Origin of the sequence: Psychrobacter sp. bablab_jr014 (assembly GCF_016464015.1) — a bacterium.
Taxonomy (GTDB): Bacteria; Pseudomonadota; Gammaproteobacteria; order Pseudomonadales; family Moraxellaceae; genus Psychrobacter.
In genome coordinates this window covers 48,733-67,339 of sequence record NZ_JACDXT010000019.1, presented here as the reverse complement: position 1 = coordinate 67,339, position 18,607 = coordinate 48,733, and the positions used below count along the sequence as shown (strand labels likewise).

12 protein-coding genes and 1 pseudogene are annotated in these 18,607 nt (G+C 44.9%); 4 read left to right on the top strand and 9 right to left on the bottom strand.

The features are described 5' to 3' along the window. Positions 1-2 precede the first annotated feature (2 nt). Entirely contained in the window at positions 3-293 is a 291-nt protein-coding gene (gene minE, locus JIE71_RS04950) for a cell division topological specificity factor MinE (RefSeq protein WP_199507626.1), read from the top strand. A gap of 130 nt (positions 294-423) precedes the next feature. Here minE and JIE71_RS04945 read toward each other — a convergent pair whose 3' ends face one another. The 9 genes and pseudogenes from JIE71_RS04945 to pilG all read right to left on the bottom strand — a co-directional run bounded on the left by JIE71_RS04945 (position 424) and on the right by pilG (position 13,762). After that, positions 424-951 carry a cytochrome b gene (locus JIE71_RS04945; RefSeq protein ID WP_199507625.1) on the bottom strand — a complete coding sequence of 176 codons (528 nt, stop codon included), beginning with the start codon at positions 949-951 and terminating at the stop codon, positions 424-426. A 55-nt stretch (positions 952-1,006) separates the two neighbouring features. After that, positions 1,007-1,579 carry a hypothetical protein gene (locus JIE71_RS04940; protein WP_199507624.1) on the bottom strand — a complete coding sequence of 191 codons (573 nt, stop codon included), beginning with the start codon at positions 1,577-1,579 and terminating at the stop codon, positions 1,007-1,009. Between the two features lie 48 nt (positions 1,580-1,627). Then, complete coding sequence (locus JIE71_RS04935; RefSeq protein ID WP_323126910.1) at positions 1,628-2,623, bottom strand: chemotaxis protein CheB; 996 nt, start codon at positions 2,621-2,623, stop codon at positions 1,628-1,630. Beyond that, the gene (locus tag JIE71_RS04930; RefSeq protein ID WP_199507623.1) at positions 2,616-9,656 is read right to left on the bottom strand and encodes an Hpt domain-containing protein; all 7,041 of its coding nucleotides are present in this window, start codon (positions 9,654-9,656) and stop codon (positions 2,616-2,618) included. Before JIE71_RS04930 ends, JIE71_RS04935 begins: the two co-directional genes overlap by 8 nt. Positions 9,657-9,787: 131 nt before the next feature. Beyond that, positions 9,788-10,651, bottom strand: a complete 864-nt coding sequence (locus JIE71_RS04925) for a CheR family methyltransferase (protein ID WP_199507622.1) — start codon at positions 10,649-10,651, stop codon at positions 9,788-9,790. Positions 10,652-10,762: 111 nt separating this feature from the next. Continuing rightward, a pseudogene (locus tag JIE71_RS04920) lies at positions 10,763-11,800 on the bottom strand (methyl-accepting chemotaxis protein); the annotation flags it as partial. A 544-nt stretch (positions 11,801-12,344) separates the two neighbouring features. Beyond that, complete coding sequence (locus tag JIE71_RS04915) at positions 12,345-12,875, bottom strand: chemotaxis protein CheW (protein ID WP_199507620.1); 531 nt, start codon at positions 12,873-12,875, stop codon at positions 12,345-12,347. 3 nt (positions 12,876-12,878) lie between these two features. Next, entirely contained in the window at positions 12,879-13,241 is a 363-nt protein-coding gene (locus JIE71_RS04910) for a response regulator (RefSeq protein WP_199507619.1), read from the bottom strand. A 134-nt stretch (positions 13,242-13,375) separates the two neighbouring features. Beyond that, complete coding sequence (gene pilG / locus JIE71_RS04905; RefSeq protein ID WP_199507618.1) at positions 13,376-13,762, bottom strand: twitching motility response regulator PilG; 387 nt, start codon at positions 13,760-13,762, stop codon at positions 13,376-13,378. A gap of 553 nt (positions 13,763-14,315) precedes the next feature. Between pilG and JIE71_RS04900 the strand changes: the two genes are divergently transcribed. From JIE71_RS04900 to JIE71_RS04890, 3 genes are all read left to right on the top strand, one after another. Next, positions 14,316-15,443, top strand: coding sequence for an efflux RND transporter periplasmic adaptor subunit (locus tag JIE71_RS04900; protein WP_228284550.1), 1,128 nt, complete (start codon positions 14,316-14,318; stop codon positions 15,441-15,443). 260 nt (positions 15,444-15,703) lie between these two features. Further along, positions 15,704-16,426, top strand: a complete 723-nt coding sequence (locus tag JIE71_RS04895) for a response regulator transcription factor (RefSeq protein WP_199507616.1) — start codon at positions 15,704-15,706, stop codon at positions 16,424-16,426. Between the two features lie 95 nt (positions 16,427-16,521). Beyond that, on the top strand, positions 16,522-18,396 hold the full coding sequence (locus JIE71_RS04890; RefSeq protein WP_199507615.1) for a sensor histidine kinase: 1,875 nt from the start codon (positions 16,522-16,524) through the stop codon (positions 18,394-18,396). Positions 18,397-18,607: the final 211 nt, after the last annotated feature.

The window sequence follows — 18,607 nt, the reverse complement described above, 5'->3', positions numbered from 1 at the left end:
TAATGAGTAAGAAAAAAGGATTTTGGAGCAGCTTGTTTGGTTCAGAGAATCAAACAAACGGCAGCGCAAACATGGCAACTGAGCGCTTAAAAGTCATCGTTGCCAGCGAAAACCGCTTAAACAGTCGCTTGACGGCTGAGCGCATCGAAAAGATGAAACGTGAAATCTTAGAAGTGGTTAATAAGTACGTGAATGGCGTGCAAATTAATGATGTCAATATCAACCACCGTCACGAAGACAGCCTCGATGTGCTTGAGATGAATATCAGCTTGCCTGAACATCAAAAAAAATAAGCACTATAAGCCTTATGGCACTTGCATGATAAATGACCGAACATAACGTACAAAAAGACCCTCAATAATGATTGAGGGTCTTTTTTATATCAAGGATGACTGCTAACGCTCGTCAAGACCATTTGCGCCCTTATTTCATACGTGCAATCAAATTGTCTTTTTTGATAAATTGATGATATAGCGCTGCGCCAATGTGCAACAGCGTAAAAATAATAATCATGGGCCAAATAATATCAGTGTGTAAATCGTTATAAAAACGTGCCATTCCTCTGTCTGGGGTGACAAATACAGGAATCTGAAACACACCAAAAATATCGACAGGACGCCCGCCATAGACGCTCATAAGTAAGCCTGCGATAGGCATTGCAATCAATATAGCATATAGCGCAAAATGTGTTAAATGTGCCATGCCTGTTTGCCATTTTGGTGCAGGCGCAGCTGGTGGTGCTTTGGTAAACAAACGATTAATTACCCGTGCAATCATCCAACACAACAAGCTGATACCAAATGCTTTATGAAGGCTCATGTAACTGCTGCCGCCTATGTTTTCATTGAGCAAAATCATGCCCCACGTAATCAATAATAATACAGCGCTTATCCAATGAAAAATACGGCTACTCACAGACCATTTTTGTACCGTACTATTAGAATGATTCATACATTTTCTTCTTATTGTTTTTATTTACATGGTTTAAATGAGATGGCTTTCGCTGTTAGCTGTCCAAATCTACTAAATGGTGCGCAATTTTTTCCAAGTCAGGAACAAGATAAACGGTATCTGCAACCATTACTGCTTGATACATGTACGATAACACGACATTTTCTCCCAAATGTTCACCAACTACATGGTTATTGTTATCAGTATCAGTAGATTTACGAAAAATATTTTGGCTGTATTTTTGTCGGTTTTTTTCAACATTAATGGCAGATGCCGTTTGATACTCTTCAGGCAAGTCAATGTCTTTTACTTCTGAGATACGCACCATAAAACTGTCCAGCTCGCCTTTGGTTTGTAGCGCGATGCGATGTACATCAGTATTACCCTCTAGCACAATCAATTTATCAGGATTCGTATCACGCGGGAGTAAATGAAACACGGACACTTCTTGCGCTTGCCATAAGTAATTCCAGATACGTTCATGATAGCTATCCACACTGAGAATCAAACTGCTGGGTATCAACCAGTCTGGCTGATTTTTTGCAGGTATAACCGTAACTTCGAACAAGCCGTTATCGGTCGTTAATAAGCTGACTGCTTCAAAAGTGTGTCTTCGAACTTGGCTCATAGGTTATCCACCGTGGGTTTCATCATCTGTATGTTTTATCCGTAGTCATCATGACAATGAATATGAAATTTGTGTCATTTCGGCAATATAATCGGTCAACTTTTGCGCCAGCGCTTCAGGACTGCCTACAAACTGGCAGTATCCTGAATCAATAATGCTTTGAGGCTGACTGGGACAGGTGCTGAGACTGGGCTCCTGTGCCCACAGCTGGCTGTGATTGTCTTGAATCCCTGCCAAGTGCTGTGAGCCATCTTTTCCCATACCTGAGAAAATAATACTAATCAGACGGTTGCCATAAACATCACTGGCATTTTTAAGAATTTCACCGATTGCAGGCTTATAACCACCCTGCCATTCTTGATCCTTAACAATCACGCGCCCCTCAGAGTCGCAGACAATTTGCTGATTGATCGGAACGATTAAGCAGTGACCTGATTGCAATCGTCGCGTACTGGTAATCAGTTGACAGCGCCAGTTATTATGCCGATTAATAACACGTGGCAAAGTCTCAACCATACTTGGGTTAAAATGATGCGCCAGCAAAATACAAATGGGTAAGTTTGGCGATAAATTGTCTAAAAATGTTTTGATTGCACTCGGACCACCCATTGAAGCACCAAGTAGCACTACATATTGCCAATGGGGCTGCGTATGCGCATATATCGAAGATGTGACCAGTGTCGGTATCTCCAGTATCTGTGCCAGTTTTCGCTTAAGCTTACGCTGCCACTTGCTGTAACATTGAACGGCATTAAAGTAAGGGGCTTGAGAGAAGCCAACCAACACTGCTTTTGATTGCGTATTGGCAATTAAAGTCGCTGTTTCATCGTCATAATCCCCATCAATGAGCCATACATCAATCTTATTCTTAATGGGTTTTCGTTTTAGCTGTGCACGGTTGACACTATCAATTACTGTAAAACCACAATCACGAACGGTCTCGCTCAGCGCCAGCCTTTGATGCTGATTTTCAGCGACAATCAGCATACTAATATCGCCTGTCCTACACTTGGCCAATAGCGTGTGCTCCCTTTCATCAGTCACTGCTAACACTTAACTCTATACCCAATAAAGTTTGGATTTTATTGAGCAGCTCATTTTCTTGGAAAGGTTTGCCCATATAGTCGCTCACCCCTGCCTCAAAAGCACGCTCGCGATGCTTTTCACCCGTTCTTGAGGTAATCATGATGATCGGAATATCGCGTAAGCGCTCATTGTGGCGTACTTGATTGGCCACTTCAAAACCATCCATACGCGGCATTTCAATATCAAGTAAAATCAAATCAGGCTTCGCTTCTTGGAGTATCTCTAGTGCATCAATACCGTCTTTAGCGACCATGGTACTGATACCTTGGCGCTCTAAGAAACGTGACGTTACTTTTCTTACGGTTACGGAGTCATCGACCACCAAGACACTAATAGTCTTGTCTTCTTGCGTTTGCTTTTTCGCCTGTCCTACTTGCTTCATTTCTTTGATGATGGTGGTATTTCGCATCAGAGCAATCGGATCTAAAATCAGCATAACCGAGCCATCACCCATGATGGTCGCCGCTGAGATGCCCGATAGATGTGACAGCTGGCGGCCAAGTGGCTTCACGACCACCTCAATGCGCGAGCCTGCGATTTGGTCAACCTGTAACGCAAGATTTTGGCCTGCTCGGTTTTTGATAATAATAACAGGTAGGCTACTGCTGGTATTGACGGACAACTCGTTTAGCTCTGCGCCTGTTAAAATCTCATTGAGATAACGCACACGGTAATCGTTGTCTTCAATGCGCATGGTGGACTTGCCTGAGCGGTAGTGGCTGTATAGCAGCTCAGGCTCAAGACGTATCACACGCTCGATATGCACCAGCGGAATAGCATAGTAGCGATCCGCGGCGCGTACCACCAGCGCATCAGATACAGCAACGGTCAATGGCACACGAATGGTAAATCGAGAGCCGAGACCACGTTGTGAGTTGACGGATACCACGCCCCCAAGTTGGCGAATCTCGCTAATCACGACGTCCATACCGACACCGCGCCCTGAGATTTGGGTTACTGTTTTGGTCGTGGTCAGGCCTGCGTTAAAGATATACTGCATGACTTCAAGGTCAGACAGTTGGTCATTGCTATCAATCAAGCCTTGAGCAATGGCTTTTTGGCGAACGGCCTCAACATTAATACCACGGCCATCATCAGTAAGATGAATGACCATCTCGCTACCTTCACGCGCCAGTTCCAAGCGAATCTGACCCCCGCGCTCTTTACCTGCCTCCAAGCGCTCTTGCGGACTTTCAATACCATGGTCCACAGCATTACGTAGCATGTGTTCAAGGGGTGAGGTAATACGCTCCAGGATGGTTCTGTCCATTTCATCGTCAGCAGTATCAACAATCAACTCAACCGATTTGTTCAGCTCATTGGCTGTCTGTCGTACAATACGCTCAAGACGTGGTACCAGACGCGAGAAAGGTACGATTCGGGAGTTCATCAAGCCGTCTTGCAATTCCGCTTGCGTCCGTGATAACTGAAGCAATAGGTTTTCGTTATCGCGGGTTTTTTCTAACAGCGTTGTGTTGATGTCTAGCAAATCCGACGCCGACTCAGAAAGCGACTTGGACAACTGATTTAGCGCCGAGTATTGATCCATCTCGAGTGGGTCAAAACCTTCGTTTTCAATCAGTTCGACATCATCGATCTGTGACAGAATTTGTGCTTCAAGCTCAATCTCCATACGGCGCAGCTGATCGGCCAAGCGCTGTACAGTCGTACCCATTTCTTCAATACTGTTGGTTAAGCTGCTCATACCCATATCAATGCGCGCACGGTTGATAGCAGACTCACCTGAGAGGTTAATCATGTGCTCAACCAAATTGCTTGAGATACGGATCATCTCGTTATTGCTGCTTTGCTGTTCTTTATCAAACGCTCCTGTCATTGAAGGCATACGACTGATGTCTTCAACGCGGCGTATGGCAGCTTGCTTGTTTTGGTTGGCAAGGACAACTGCCAACTGCGTTTGTAATGACTGAGTTGGTATTGCTTTTAAGCTGTCTGGATTTTTGATAAATTTTTGTAGGGCACCAATCAAAGCACTGGGAATGGGTGCATTGATTTTATGCTTTAAAATAAATATGGCATCGGATAACCAATCATGACACGCCACTAAAAGTTGAGCGACTTTTTTGGTTGCTGGACGACGGCGAATGGCCAACTCTTCGTATACCGACTCCATTTGGTGGGCCAAGTCTGCCACCCCATTGGCGTCTACCATACGAGCGCCACCTTTGATAGTATGCAAGTTACGCTGCAGTGTCTGTAAAGCGACCAAGTCACTGATGTTGTTTAAAAACAGTTGCAAGTATTTATTGCTACTTAAAATCAGTTCATCCGCTTCTTCTAAGAACACGTCTAAAATATCAGGATCAGGCAAGCCATTAGGCCATGACGCGTCAATCATCACATCCAAGCTGACCAAGTCATTATCGTCACTATCAGCAGTCACTTCTTCTGCGTCAATCTCTGGCTCAGCGTCGATGTAGTTTTGAGTTTGTAGCGCAGGCAAGACAAGCGTGACCGTCTCAGGCAACTCTTTTGCCTGTAAAAACTCTTGCAGTTGGGCAATCAGTTCTTTGGCAAAGAAAGACTCTTGATAACGCACCATATGGTCAATTTGCAATGATAGCGTGTCTTGTACCATCTGCATGATAGTCAACCATTGATCGGTAGGCTCAATGGTTTGCTCAACGAACGCTTCATAAATACTTTCTGCTTCGTGCGTAAGGTTACCAATACTTTGAATACCCGCCATACGCGCACCACCTTTAATGGTGTGTAAATGACGCTGTAGTACCTTTAAGGTATTGGTGTTATAGATATCATCACGCCACGCTGTAAACGTTTGAGATACCGCTGTGTCTAACTCCTGCGCTTCTTCTAAGAAAATCTCAAGCAGCTCAATATCAGTATCAATCGTTTCAGGTAGCGACTGCTCTGCAGGCATCGTTTGCACAGGCTTTTGTGGTAATGGTTCAGTACTTTCTACTGGGGCTGTTGGCGCTGCAAAGATAGGCGCATAATCTGGCGCAGGTACTTCCTCTACCGATTCAGTGCTTGGCGCAGTAACTGCCTCTACTTCTTGCTCAGATGTACTGTCCTCATAGCTGTTTAACCATGCTTCTAATGCACTAACAATCTCTTTATCTATCTTAAGCGACATACTGCCTGCTAAAGCATCAAACAACTCTACAAGTTGCTTATGCGCACTGCTCATCAGACGAATAAAATCTGCCTCAAAACGAATCGCTGGCTGCTGTTCAAGCAGCGCGTACGCTTGATTCAGCGCTGTGAGAATACGTGTAAATTTGACCGATTTTGTCGTTTTCGCCATCAGTGCAGTCGCCTGATGCTGCTGGGCTTGGGCATACTCTTGAATCTGATTGTCATCATAGGTGGTGCAGATAGATTCTAGATTCATTTCGGCGTCAAGCAGACCATCAACACCGATATCTAGCAGCTCAGCAACATTTAAATCAATAGGCATTACAGATTGTGGTTCTGATTTCTCTAACAGTCCTTGTAAATAGGATATGTCGTTCTGCTGATCTGACGATACTGGCTCTGGCAGACTCTGCATTCGCATACTGTCTTCATAAGCATTTAGGTAGTTATTAATCAGCACACTTGCCTGCTGCAGGGCTTGTAAATGCTGCACTCTAATAGGTGTATCGTGCTGCTGTAGTTGCTCTAAACTCTTTTCAATCATGGCACTAACATCACTGATAGCGCTTAATGTGTTTGATCCTGATGCACCGCGTAGGGTATGAAAAGCACGCACCAACTCATCACTGACTTCAGCTTCTGCGTCTTGCTGATGGGTATCAATAAATTCATCAATAATGTGTAACAATGATTTTGCTTCATCAATAAATATCTGACAAAACTCAAGCTCGTCCTCATCGGCAATCGGCTCAACGGCCGAGGTATCGACGATAAGCTCATTGGCGGAATAAATACTTTGTAAGGCTTTATCGAGTAGCGGTGCTTCTGTGGATGTGGTCTCATTATTTGCATCATCAGATACTTGATCTGATTGTAGCTCACGATAGCTAAAGGCATCGCCAAGCTGTTTGCTATAAGCCTGCGCACATGCAACCCAAAGCGTCATCATTTCAGGGTAATCTTGATGCTGCTCGGCAAAAATAGTAATCAATTCAGGATAGGCATCTAGCACATCACCAACCAGCGCTACGGTATCGGCTGAAGCAGCGATGGTACGATCCAGTATGCGATTTAGCATATTCTCAATCGCCCATGCAAGCTCGGCTGTATGGTGAGCGCCTACCATTCTTCCTGAGCCTTTGAGCGTATGAAAACCTCGGCGAATGTCTTTTAGCGTATCTAAAGCTTCAGGATTTTGTTGCCACTGCTGATATAATGGTACGATTTCTTCTAAGACTTCTTCAGCCTCTTCAATAAAAATCTCTTTAATATCAGGGTCAGCATCGTCACTGTCTTTGGGTAAATCTACTTCAGCAATAAAAGGCAATAGTGCTACTGGTATGTCAGGGACTGACTGCATCACTGATTCTGACTCATGAACACTGGCTACAGGTGCAACCGCAGTCTGGGTATCGTATTCGTCCTGCTCTGCAACACCTGTAATCTCAATGGGTTCCACCACAGGCGCGCTAACGGCAGCATTTGTATTTGCATCAGCATCGACTACTGTATCAGTAGACGCTACCTCAGAGGACAAGCCATCATGATATGCACGATGGGCTAATATGTTGTCACAATGCAATATAAGCACCGCAGTATCTATACTCGGTGTTTCCTCTGCTGCAAAATCAGCAACCAGCACCTTGGTGGCTTGCGCAGCGTCACCAACCACAGTGGCGACCTCTGTAGTCACGTCAATGGTTTTATCCAAAACACGATTTAATAGGTTTTCGACCGCCCACGCCATTTCACTAATACCAAACGCACCGACCATACGCCCTGAGCCTTTAAGGGTATGAAAGCTACGGCGTATTTCTGTCAATGGGCTGAAATCTTGAGGATCGTGTTGCCAGCTTGGCAAAGTTGCTTCGAGTGTCTCAAGCACCTCTTCAACCTCTTCGATAAAGATTTCGCGTATCTCTTCGTCGATATCAAAGTCATCATGCTTGGTTTTGGTACGGGCGGCTTGTAGTAGCTCACTCTCTGCTGACTCAGATGTCTCATTGCGGGCAGCACCTACCACGTTAGCGCTATCAGCTGCTTCTGTCTCATCATGAGTACTTGCTTCTTTTGACTCTATGTCTGCTGGCTCCACCTTGTCTGATTGGACAGCGTCTGTATCAGGTGCAATCTCACCACTGTCATCGTAACGCACCACATCGCTACTTGCCTCTTGCGGCTTACCATAGGCGCCTTGGTTATAACGCGCAGTATCATTGGCATCAATCGGGCGTGTGATCAACTCATCAAGCTGGCGATGAGCCTCATCAATATAGCTGGCCGCCTGCAACAATAGCGGTTCATCAAAAACTTGTTGCGCCAAATAGTCCAAAAGCAGCTCAATAGCAGACAAGCCTTCAGCGAGCGACTGGTTCAGCTTCCAGCTTAAGGTATGTAAGTCATTGGCTATAATTTGTGCAAACAATGTGGCCATGTTGTCCATGACAGTGCGCACATCAGACAATCCCATATCATCAAACGCATGTGAGATTTGGGTAAACGTCTCCATTGGTGGCAGTAGCTGTGTGCGATGACGTTGCACATAGTCATTAAAATGATGCTTGACACTCTCAACCAAAATACGCAGCTCACGTAAAGCATCTTCATCAATCGCCGTCACTTCGGACATATCTTCTGCGGCCACGGACTCTTGAGCTGTCAATGACGGCGCTTGACCTATCTTGGTGCGAATGGTTTGGTCGGTGTGATACACTGCACTATATAGCTCTTGTAATTGACGCTCAATCTGCCATTGTACTTGCGCAAAGTCTCTTTCTGAGTGAGCGTTTTCTTCAACCTCGGTTAAGACCTGCGCCATCTGTGCTTCATAGAGTTTCCAGCCGCGGGCGCGGAATCTCTCCTTAACACGGCGCAGCGGCTCAATTAAGGTCAGTGGCTTATCTAACGTGAAAATAATCGCTTCAATATCACTCAAAGTACGGGTTAAAAAATCACCAGATATGGTTTTTGCATCAAGAGACTGATCAATTAAGCGGTGGGCATCATCATCCAATACGCTCATACGATTGAGCATGAGGTACATATCAGCGATAACACCCTCAATGCGCTCCTCGCTCACAGCGCATAAGCGGCTACCGTTTTGGTGCTTGGTATAAGCGGCAAGAATATGCTCAAGTTCTGCCAAAATCTCTGTGTAGCGCTCAGGCGTTGGTATCTCATTTTGCGCCACGTTACTCAACCAAATATTTGCCACATACCAAAGTCGTTGATGTGCTGCTACCAAAACCTCTTGAGATAGATGATGACTGACATCTTGCAGCTTAGGTAAAGCGTCACTGTGATTGACATTCTGCGTGCGCAACTCTTGAGTTTGCTGCTCCCAAGTACTAAGTAGGGTCTGATACGGTAATTCAGGCAGCACCACAGGCAAAGCACTAGACGAATTTTTAGAGCTATCTGGCGGACTCATACGAGCGCTCAGTTGCTGCACCCGTGAATCAACGACTGCGGCCGTATTGGCATCTTGGGCAGAAACGCCTTGTACCAATGTGAGTAATTCATGAATTGTTTTATAGATTAAAGAGGCACGGTAGCTGCCTTTTTGTATATAAGCGAGCAGTTCACTTTGTAATAATTGATGAGCGAAAATGGCTTGTCTTAACACCAAATCATTCATTGGTTGATGCGCATAAGCTGCAACCAATACGCTAAGTGCGGCCGCTAAGCTGGCCAAATCTGGCAGACGCGCCATAACCAGCGTACCATCAATATCATGATAGCATTGAGCCCATGGCTCAATATCAACGCCATGTGTATCTTTGAGCCAGCCTTCAGACAGTTCATTCAACTGCTGATTTAGGAGTGGCCATAGCCATTCTAGCGTCACCATTTCATTGGGCTGGTTCATCATAGGATTGTCCTAACTCGTTTATCATCTGTCCAAACATCACTAAAAGACAGAACCTGTTTTTTAAATAATGCTAGCCACATTGTCTAGTAGCCCAATCATGGGCGGATGTTATCAGTTATCTATTGCCGTGGTCATGCGCGTATTTTCTGCCAGCCGTTGATCTGTACATGTTTCACGCGGCTCATATTCTTTGGGCGCCAACTAAGGCCTTCGCCTGGTGCTAGAATCAAGTAGCCGCCAACTGCGCATTGTGCTGCCAAACGATTTAAAATATCGCGTTGATCAAACTGGCGAAAATAAATCAGCATATTTTGGCAAGTAATCACTTGCTGTAAATGCGTTGTGGGCATTTCTTTGGTAAAAATATTGTGCCAAACAAAATCCACCTTATCCCTTAAAACACGATTGACATACCAGCGTGATGGTTCTGTTGACAATGGCGTACCTGTGGTCACATGATTGTCGGTCGAAAAAGAGGGCATAGGGTGGATAAACTGCTGACACTCATGTGGGATAAGGTGTTGCTGACGTCCTTCATACTCCGCTTTTCGTGCTTGAGCCAAGGCAGTTTGACTGACATCTGTACCCAATATGTGATAATTGTATAGATTTTTAGCAGCCAAATTCATGGCTAGGGACCAAACCTCCTGTCCTGCTGCACAACCCACACTCCAAATTCTAAAAGGCGGTTTTTTTCCTGACTTCGTAGACTGTTTTTCTGCAGAAATGGCTGCTTTTGTAATAAACTGAATAGAAGGCAAGTGACGAAAGAAACGGCTTTCGGGTATCAGTACACTGTCAATCAGTTGTTGACGCAGCTCGGGATGTGTGGGCAACTTTTGCCATAAATCGTTCAAAGACAATGTATAGCTACTGGCGGTCTGACTCACAGCATTTATCAACCATTGCTGCTGCTCATTTGGCAGCACAAATCCAATTTCTTTTTCTATATATTGTTGCCACTGCTGAACTGGGAATGAACCATTGCGTTCCATGCTAGGCACCTTTAATCGCCGCTTTCCTAAAATCTCGTTATCATCAATACTGTTTGATAATTGTTTGACAATCACGTTTACAGTACCAGACACTGCCTATAACAGTTCGCATTACATATTACGATAATGATCGTCATCACTTGAGAGCTTAAAGCCTGCAACCGATTCCTGTAGTGCTGCAGCCATCTCATTTAGCTCACCAACCGAACGCGCTGTTGCCATCGTACCTGATGAGGTTTGCGAAGTAATGTCTTGAATGATGTTCATGGTATTTGAGATATGACCAGCTGAATCAGCTTGTTGCTGTGCAGCATTTGAGATGTTTTGAATCAGCTCAGCCAAAGTGTTTGAGACACTTTGTACCTCGTCAAGGGCCTCACCTGCATCTTTTGCTAAGCGTGCACCACGCACCACTTCTGCTGTGGTTGACTCCATCGACATAACGGCTTCGTTGGTATCCGCTTGAATGGTTTTTACCAAAGTTTCGATCTGCTTGGTTGCATTGGCTGAACGCTCTGCCAGACGCTGAACCTCATCAGCAACAACCGCAAAGCCGCGCCCCGCTTCACCCGCCATCGATGCCTGAATGGCTGCGTTTAGTGCCAAAACGTTGGTCTGGTCAGCAATGTCGTTAATCAAGTTAACGATATCGCCAATTTCCTGTGATGACTCACCCAAGCGCTTGATACGCTTTGAGGTTTCCTGAATCTGATCGCGGATAACGTTCATACCTTCAATCGAGCGCTGTACAACTTCTGCGCCATTATAAGCAATCGCTACCGAGCGCTGAGCAACGGCTGCTGACTCTGTCGCATTGGTTGATACTTGGTCAATAGAAACTGCCATCTCGTTAATGGCGGCTGAGGCACCTGCAATCTCTTGTGCTTGGTGTTCAGAAGCTTCTGCCAACTCAACTGCCGTTAACTGCGTTTGCTCTGAAGATTGAGAGACACGATCAGCCGTGCTGTTGATGACCAGTACCAGCTGACGCAACTGGTCAATTGCAAAGTTTACTGAGTCGGCGATAGCCCCTGTAAAGTCCTCTGAGACCGTCGCATTGACTGTCAGATCCCCTTCTGCCAAATCCCCCAATTCATCCAATAGGCGCAAAATCGCCATTTGGTTACGTTCGTTTTCTTCTTGGATTTGGCGCGCGCGTTCAGACTCTGTTTCGGCTTCTTGACGACGACGCAAGGTTTCTTTTTCGACGAGCACACGCTCAGAAGCACCGCGCTGCTTAAACAGCTGGTAAAAGGCATATAGTACGCCTGCCATACCAACCAAAAATAAAAGACCTGGAATGATAATGTTGCTAACAGCCAAAACTTCATGATCAATACTAAAAAACAGCCACAGCAGACAGGCCACACTGACAAAGGCAAAGACGCCCAGTATCTTGCCCCATAAGCTCTCTGATTCTGTAACGGCTGGTGTTGTGGTATTACCACCATTGGCAAAGCTTTTGGTATCGCTCATTGTGTTTATTCCTTCCAAACGGTCGTCGGAGTCATGTCGTGACTGACTTTATTCATAGTGAGTCCATTCCTATTGTATGCGCTTATCCAAAAAAAGCTCACTAGGATTAAAGCCGGTATGATTACAGGTATCTTTTTAAAACAATCCTATCAAAACCATCAAACAGACACTTCATATAAAATAAGGTATCTGCGCTGTCGTATGCTGATTGTGTTACTTATATCGCCGCTTCAATATAGCGTGGATCTTGCATGAGCAGGCTGGGCATGAAGATAAACCAGTCTTCTTGATTTTTGACAAACTTGCCATGATTATAAGGTGCAAAAGGAGACTCAACATCAATGGCTGAAGGGCGATATTGGCTACGTGTAAACTGTTCAATCCCAATAACACGGTCGACCAACAGCCCTGAAAATATAGAAGGCTGGTCAATCACAATGACTTTTCGCTGATTGAGCTGACGGGCACGGCTAGATATGTGCAAAAATTTACACATATCGGTTAGCGGTAGCAAGCGTCCACGAACATTAGCAATACCAAGTAGCCAAGGCTGTACCAAAGGCACGCCTGTATAATCAGGCACTACCAGCACCTCGGCCACCTCGCCTAAAGGGGCCACCAAACGCTGACCGCCCACTTCAAAGACCACACCTTGCCAGTCGGTTTCTAGCATTCCCAAGCGACCACTTTTACGTGTCTTGGCCAAATCTGCGAGCCGCAGTAGTTCAATGAACCCTCTAGAAGCCATGAGTTACCCCACTACATTACGAATAGTATTGACTAAATGCACCTCATCAACAGGCTTCGTAAGATACTCTTTGGCCCCTTGACGTTTGCCCCATACTCTATCGGTTTCTTGATTTTTGGTACTGATGATAACCACAGGAATGTGTGCAGTGGATTTATTGCGCGTAATTTTACGGGTGGCCTGAAAACCATTCATCTCTGGCATCACCACATCCATTAAAATCACATCAGGCAGATGCGTCTCTGCCATTGCACATCCTTGTTCACCATTTGATGCCTCTAAGACTTTAAAGTCATTTTTGGCAAGCATATCGCGAAATTTTGCCATTTCAGATGGCGAATCATCAATGACTAACACAGTTGTCATGAATATTCCCTCAGTCTTTGGTCATGCTACTGACATGGTGACGGATACCTAACAAAACCATACTTTTCTTATAATCGCAGACGTCAAACGTCCTTGTCTGCTCGTCCGATGTCAGCAGATATCCGATGATAAATCTATGCTTGAGCGCGATATTGGTTAATCGCGTCAAACAGCTCATCTTTACTAAATGGCTTGGTGAGATATTCATCAGAGCCAACAATACGCCCACGAGCTTTATCAAACAGGCCGTCTTTTGATGACAGCATGATGACTGGCTTATTGGCATAATCAGGATTGTTTTTAATTAAAGCGCACGTTTGATAACCGTCAAGGCGTGGCATCATGATATCAACGAAGATGATGTCTGGATTGTTATCAACAATTTTAGCAAGTGCGTCGAAACCGTCAATGGCGGTCACAACTTCACATCCTGCTTTTTGCAGTAATGTCTCAGCAGTGCGTCGAATGGTTTTTGAATCATCAATTACCATGACCTTTAACCCTTCAAAATTATTTTCCATTATTCATGTCCTATGAATGACTGTTTACTCTAAATACCAATAGTAAGGCTTAAATACAGCATAATATTAGTGATGTCTACAAAGCGAAATCATAGCGTAGATACACATTTGCCTACTCTATTTATATACTGCGCCTCTCAGCATAGCAAAAAACAAGCACCACTTAATAATAAAATGAGCCACAATACAACAATATATGTTTTATGAACTTTATATGGTCTCTTGCAAAGCACAGATTTCTTTTTTGCTATCACGTAAACACATGATACTAAGACATTTGACGACAATACCGGTAACCTAAAGAATATGGCGTATGGCATTATCTTTCTGTCTTTGTAACGCACTTGTATCTTTATCGTATTCTATGTGCGTTTCGGCATACTCTGCAAGGTTTTTCTAAAGATTTTATTTTTGTTTAATAAATAGCGCTATGCCGCTTTAATTTAGCATTCTTATATGATAGATAGATGACTGTCGCTACAGTTTTCGTTTCAGGATATACTTATAATAGGTATATAGCCAATGCTATAGACATACTTGAGGAGAAATGGTCTTGGTCTTGCAAAAAAAATACCGTGGGTGGCTGCTGGTACTGCCTGTCGTTTTAAGTGCATGCCAGCCTCAAAGCCCAACAGATGCACGTGATATTGACGATGGTGCGCCCAAACAAGCGCACATCGTCGTGAATAAAGACAGTGTGTCCATGGCACAAGAAGATATTTTGAGCATTAAATCTTCGCGCTATCAACCAAGCTTGGGTTTACAAGGGACACTGGCGCCTATCCAAGAAACCACATATCGGGCACTTAAAGATGCAACCGTTACCGAGATCTTTGTTGAGCCAGACCAGTGGGTGGATAAAAATACACCGCTATTGATGCTTAGCAGTATCAGTACACAAGACACGAGTGAGACAGCACAAGATGCAAGTACCGAAAACTTAAACGCGCATAAAATTCCACGCTCTAATGCGCAGCAAACCTCACCTACACAAGAAGAGGCAGCAGAGAATCACTCAGTGCTGGCAGAAAACATGACAACAGCGAAGGATACAGAAGAAGTAGACACACTACTCATGCGCGCGCGCTTCGCTGGACGTGTCGATGCCCTCTATGTACAAGAAGGCGCCCACGTCCAAATCAAAGACAACTTACTGCATTTAGCAGATGACCGTAACTTACAATTTACCGCCGCGGTCCCCCTGCAAGCCAAGTCGCAGCTGTCAGTAGGACAAACCGTCAACTTTACGACTGACAATTTAAGCGAGCGCTTTACTGGTCAAGTCAGTGCGTTACTTGCCAGCAATACCCCAAACCAACTGCGCGTTGAAGTGCACGTGCTTGAACAAGTGAGCGAAACCTCGCCACTGCGCCCTGATATGACGGTGACAGGACGGGTAAATTATGGACAAATTGAAGTAGGTACTATCGTACCTGAGCGCGGTATTCACGATGCTGACTTGTCTGCGCTTAAGTCGCCACCTTATCAGCCACTATCTCCTCTAACCGCAAATGTTTGGGTTATTAAACAAGACCAGCGCCTTACGCGTCAGCCTGTTGAGGTGATTGAATACGACCCCAATACCAAGCAGTATTTGGTCGCTGGCATCAGTAACGACAGTTTGATCTGTTTGGCAAACTTGCCTATTGAGTCGGCAGGTAAAAAAGTCGTCATTTCTTAATAGGCAACCGCGTATTGGTTTGTAAGGTGTAGATATGCGCCATATATCCGTTACACTATACAGAAATCGTAACAAAGCGAGCCTTGTATAGTAAGTAGGCCATTAGGCATTATAGGCTATGATTGGTAACGTACCGCTGTTTGCTAATAATATTTGACAACGCAAAATTTGTACTTTACGCGCCTAAACAGACGTTACCCCTACTTTGTTAAACTTTAGATATGAAATAACAACAACGAGCATTTTATTGAGGATATTTTATGAGTAAGCAGATTTTATTGATTGAAGATGACCCAGATTTGGCTGAGCTAATCAGTGATTATCTGACTATGAACTACTATGATGTTCATCATGCTGGTCTTGGTCAAGAAGGTCTGGACATTTTAGATGCCAAAGAGCGCGATATTGATTTGGTAGTGCTTGATTTGATGTTGCCAGATATGGATGGCATGCAGGTGTGTCAAAAAATCCGTAGCAATAAAAACAACATTACCAGCAAAGTGCCCATCATCATGTTAACGGCGAAAGGCGACACGACCGATCGCGTCCTTGGTCTTGAGATGGGTGCAGACGATTATATCTCTAAACCTTTTGAGCCTCGTGAGTTGCTTGCGCGTATCCGTGCGGTCATCCGTCGCCACGAGCAGCCAAACCAAGCGGACAGTCAATCAGACAGCTTGACCTTTGGTCGTTTGAGTGTGTTCCCTGACAGTCACGAAGTCACTATTGATGATAAGCCTGTACGTCTGACCACGCATCAGTTTCAATTGCTCCATTACTTTGCCACCCATTCAGGCAAAGTATTGAACCGTGAGCAGCTGTGGCAAGCGATGCCCAATGATGACAGCTCGGACAATATTGATCGCGCCATTGACGTACACATCTCCCGTTTGCGCGCTTTGATTGAAGACAACCCACGTCAACCAAAACGTATTATTACCGTACGCGGCGTAGGCTATCAATTCGCTACTGACCAAGTATAATTATTAACCATACAAGGCGCTATTTTGGCCTTGTGTGGTTTTCTGTGTCGTAAAATCGTGCTTTATTTTATGCCTGTTATGATAGAGACTGCTTAATGCAACAGCTGGGTTTTCGTTCTGTATTTGCCAAGCTTTTTGCCAGTGTGATGCTGGCATTAATTTTATTTGCAGTCGCCATGGTGCTGTTGACGCAGCTGGTGCACGATAAGGATGCCACTATTCGCTCTGAGGTGGTTGCCACTCAAGTCTTAGGACAAGTTGACCCGTTTTTAGGAGAGTTAAACACGGCGATTGAAAACGACAACCGCTTACAAGCGCGCTTTATGTTGGCAGTGGTCAAAAAAAGCTTTGATATTTTTGATGAATCACTGCAAGCTAAGATGGGATTGTACGATCAGCAAGGCATGCTGCTGATGCAAACAGACAACAGTGATTTGCCGCGCGAACTGCCTGATGCACCTTCTTTTTTGGCGCGTATCTTTCCTTCGTTTGCAGACATGCCGCCCATTCCACAGCGTGCGCAAGTATATAGCAGTACTGGTTATACGTTACTTTATGAGTCACGCCTGCCCCCCAAAAAACCCGTACTGTCTGCCGCTCTAAATCTATTTACAGGAACCTTGCTACTGCTCATTATTATGGCAGGGGTATTATGGTGGATTGCGCGCTCCATGACATGGCGTATCAACCAAATGAGCCAGCAGATGAGCGAGCTGGGGGACGGCGACTTTACGGTACGCGTGAACAGTCGTGGTAACGATGAGATTGCCTCACTCGCACGTGGCTTTAACCAAGCGGCACAAAAGATTGAGCACTTGGTTAACGCCAATAATCTGCTACTCGCCCACGCATCGCATGAGCTGCGTACGCCCATTACTCGTATCCGTTTACAGATAGAGATGATGGATATGTTGGCAAGCAATCTGCCTACTGACGTTAAGGCAAAATTTGATAAGCGCGCTCAAGCGATTAATCGTGACTTATCAGGGCTGAATGATTTGGTAGAAAGCATCTTGCTGGTCAGTCGTCTAGACGCAGGACATGCCATGCAGCAGATTGAATCTATTGACGTGTACGATCTTATTAACCAAGAGCGTCAGCACTATCCACAAGCGACTTTTATTGGTGAGCACTTAACTATCGAAGGCCAGCCGCCGCTATTAACACATTTGATTCGTAATCTATTAAACAATGCCATGTTGCATGGGATACCCCCTGTCACCATACTACTTTATGGTGTTGATGAGATGAGTGATGCAAAAGACATCCCTCATTATCTACAGTCTGCGTTATATACCGCCCTTAACAATGCAGCTAAAGACAGTACTGGCGACTCGCTCATACCGCTGCCTAAACCAGAGGCAATGTCTACGTTCTCTAGCGACGTGGTACCTGATTTATATCAAAATGGGGAGCGTTTAGACGTTAGTCATGATGCCTCTTTTGTACCGAGCACAGCATATACCTCTACTTTATTATCCCCGACTTATGATGACGTCTCTAGACATCATGACAGTCACTGGGCAACAGAGTGGTCAGGAAAACTCAAAAAACTGATGTGGGATGTTGTCCCGAACGAGGCATTGGCACCCATACAACCTACGCATCATCAAAAAGCAGACGCTAAAAAAGAAAGCTTGTTTACCAAGCACCTAAAAAAAGCAAAAGCTGCCAGCGCGCCCAAATATATGGTCTTAGCTGTTATCGACCAAGGTACAGGTATCCCTGAAGACAAACGTGAGGAGATATTTAGCCCCTTTGTACGTTTGCAACAAAAAAATAAAGGCTCAGGTTTAGGACTGTCCTTAGTGTCGCAAATCGTTACTGCCCATCAAGGGCGTATCATGACCGATACCCTCTATGGGCGCACACGCTTTTTGGTCGTGCTGCCTGTTGCGCACGATCCTAATTATCATGACAACATGGCGCAAAACCTAACCGAAAAACACCGCTTACCCATTCCTGATTAAACGGTGTTTAACTCGTCTTTTTTTTATCCTTATTTTATAGCGTATGTTTCATATTCCTTGACATATTATCCATTTGCGCGTATGGATATTCAAACTTACGCAGATATGCTATATTATCGCCCCTTATTCTTCATCATTACGCGACCTAACGCGGAAAAGACATGACGCGCGGCAGTGGCACATTGACCATCGCCGCCATGATGACCTTTTT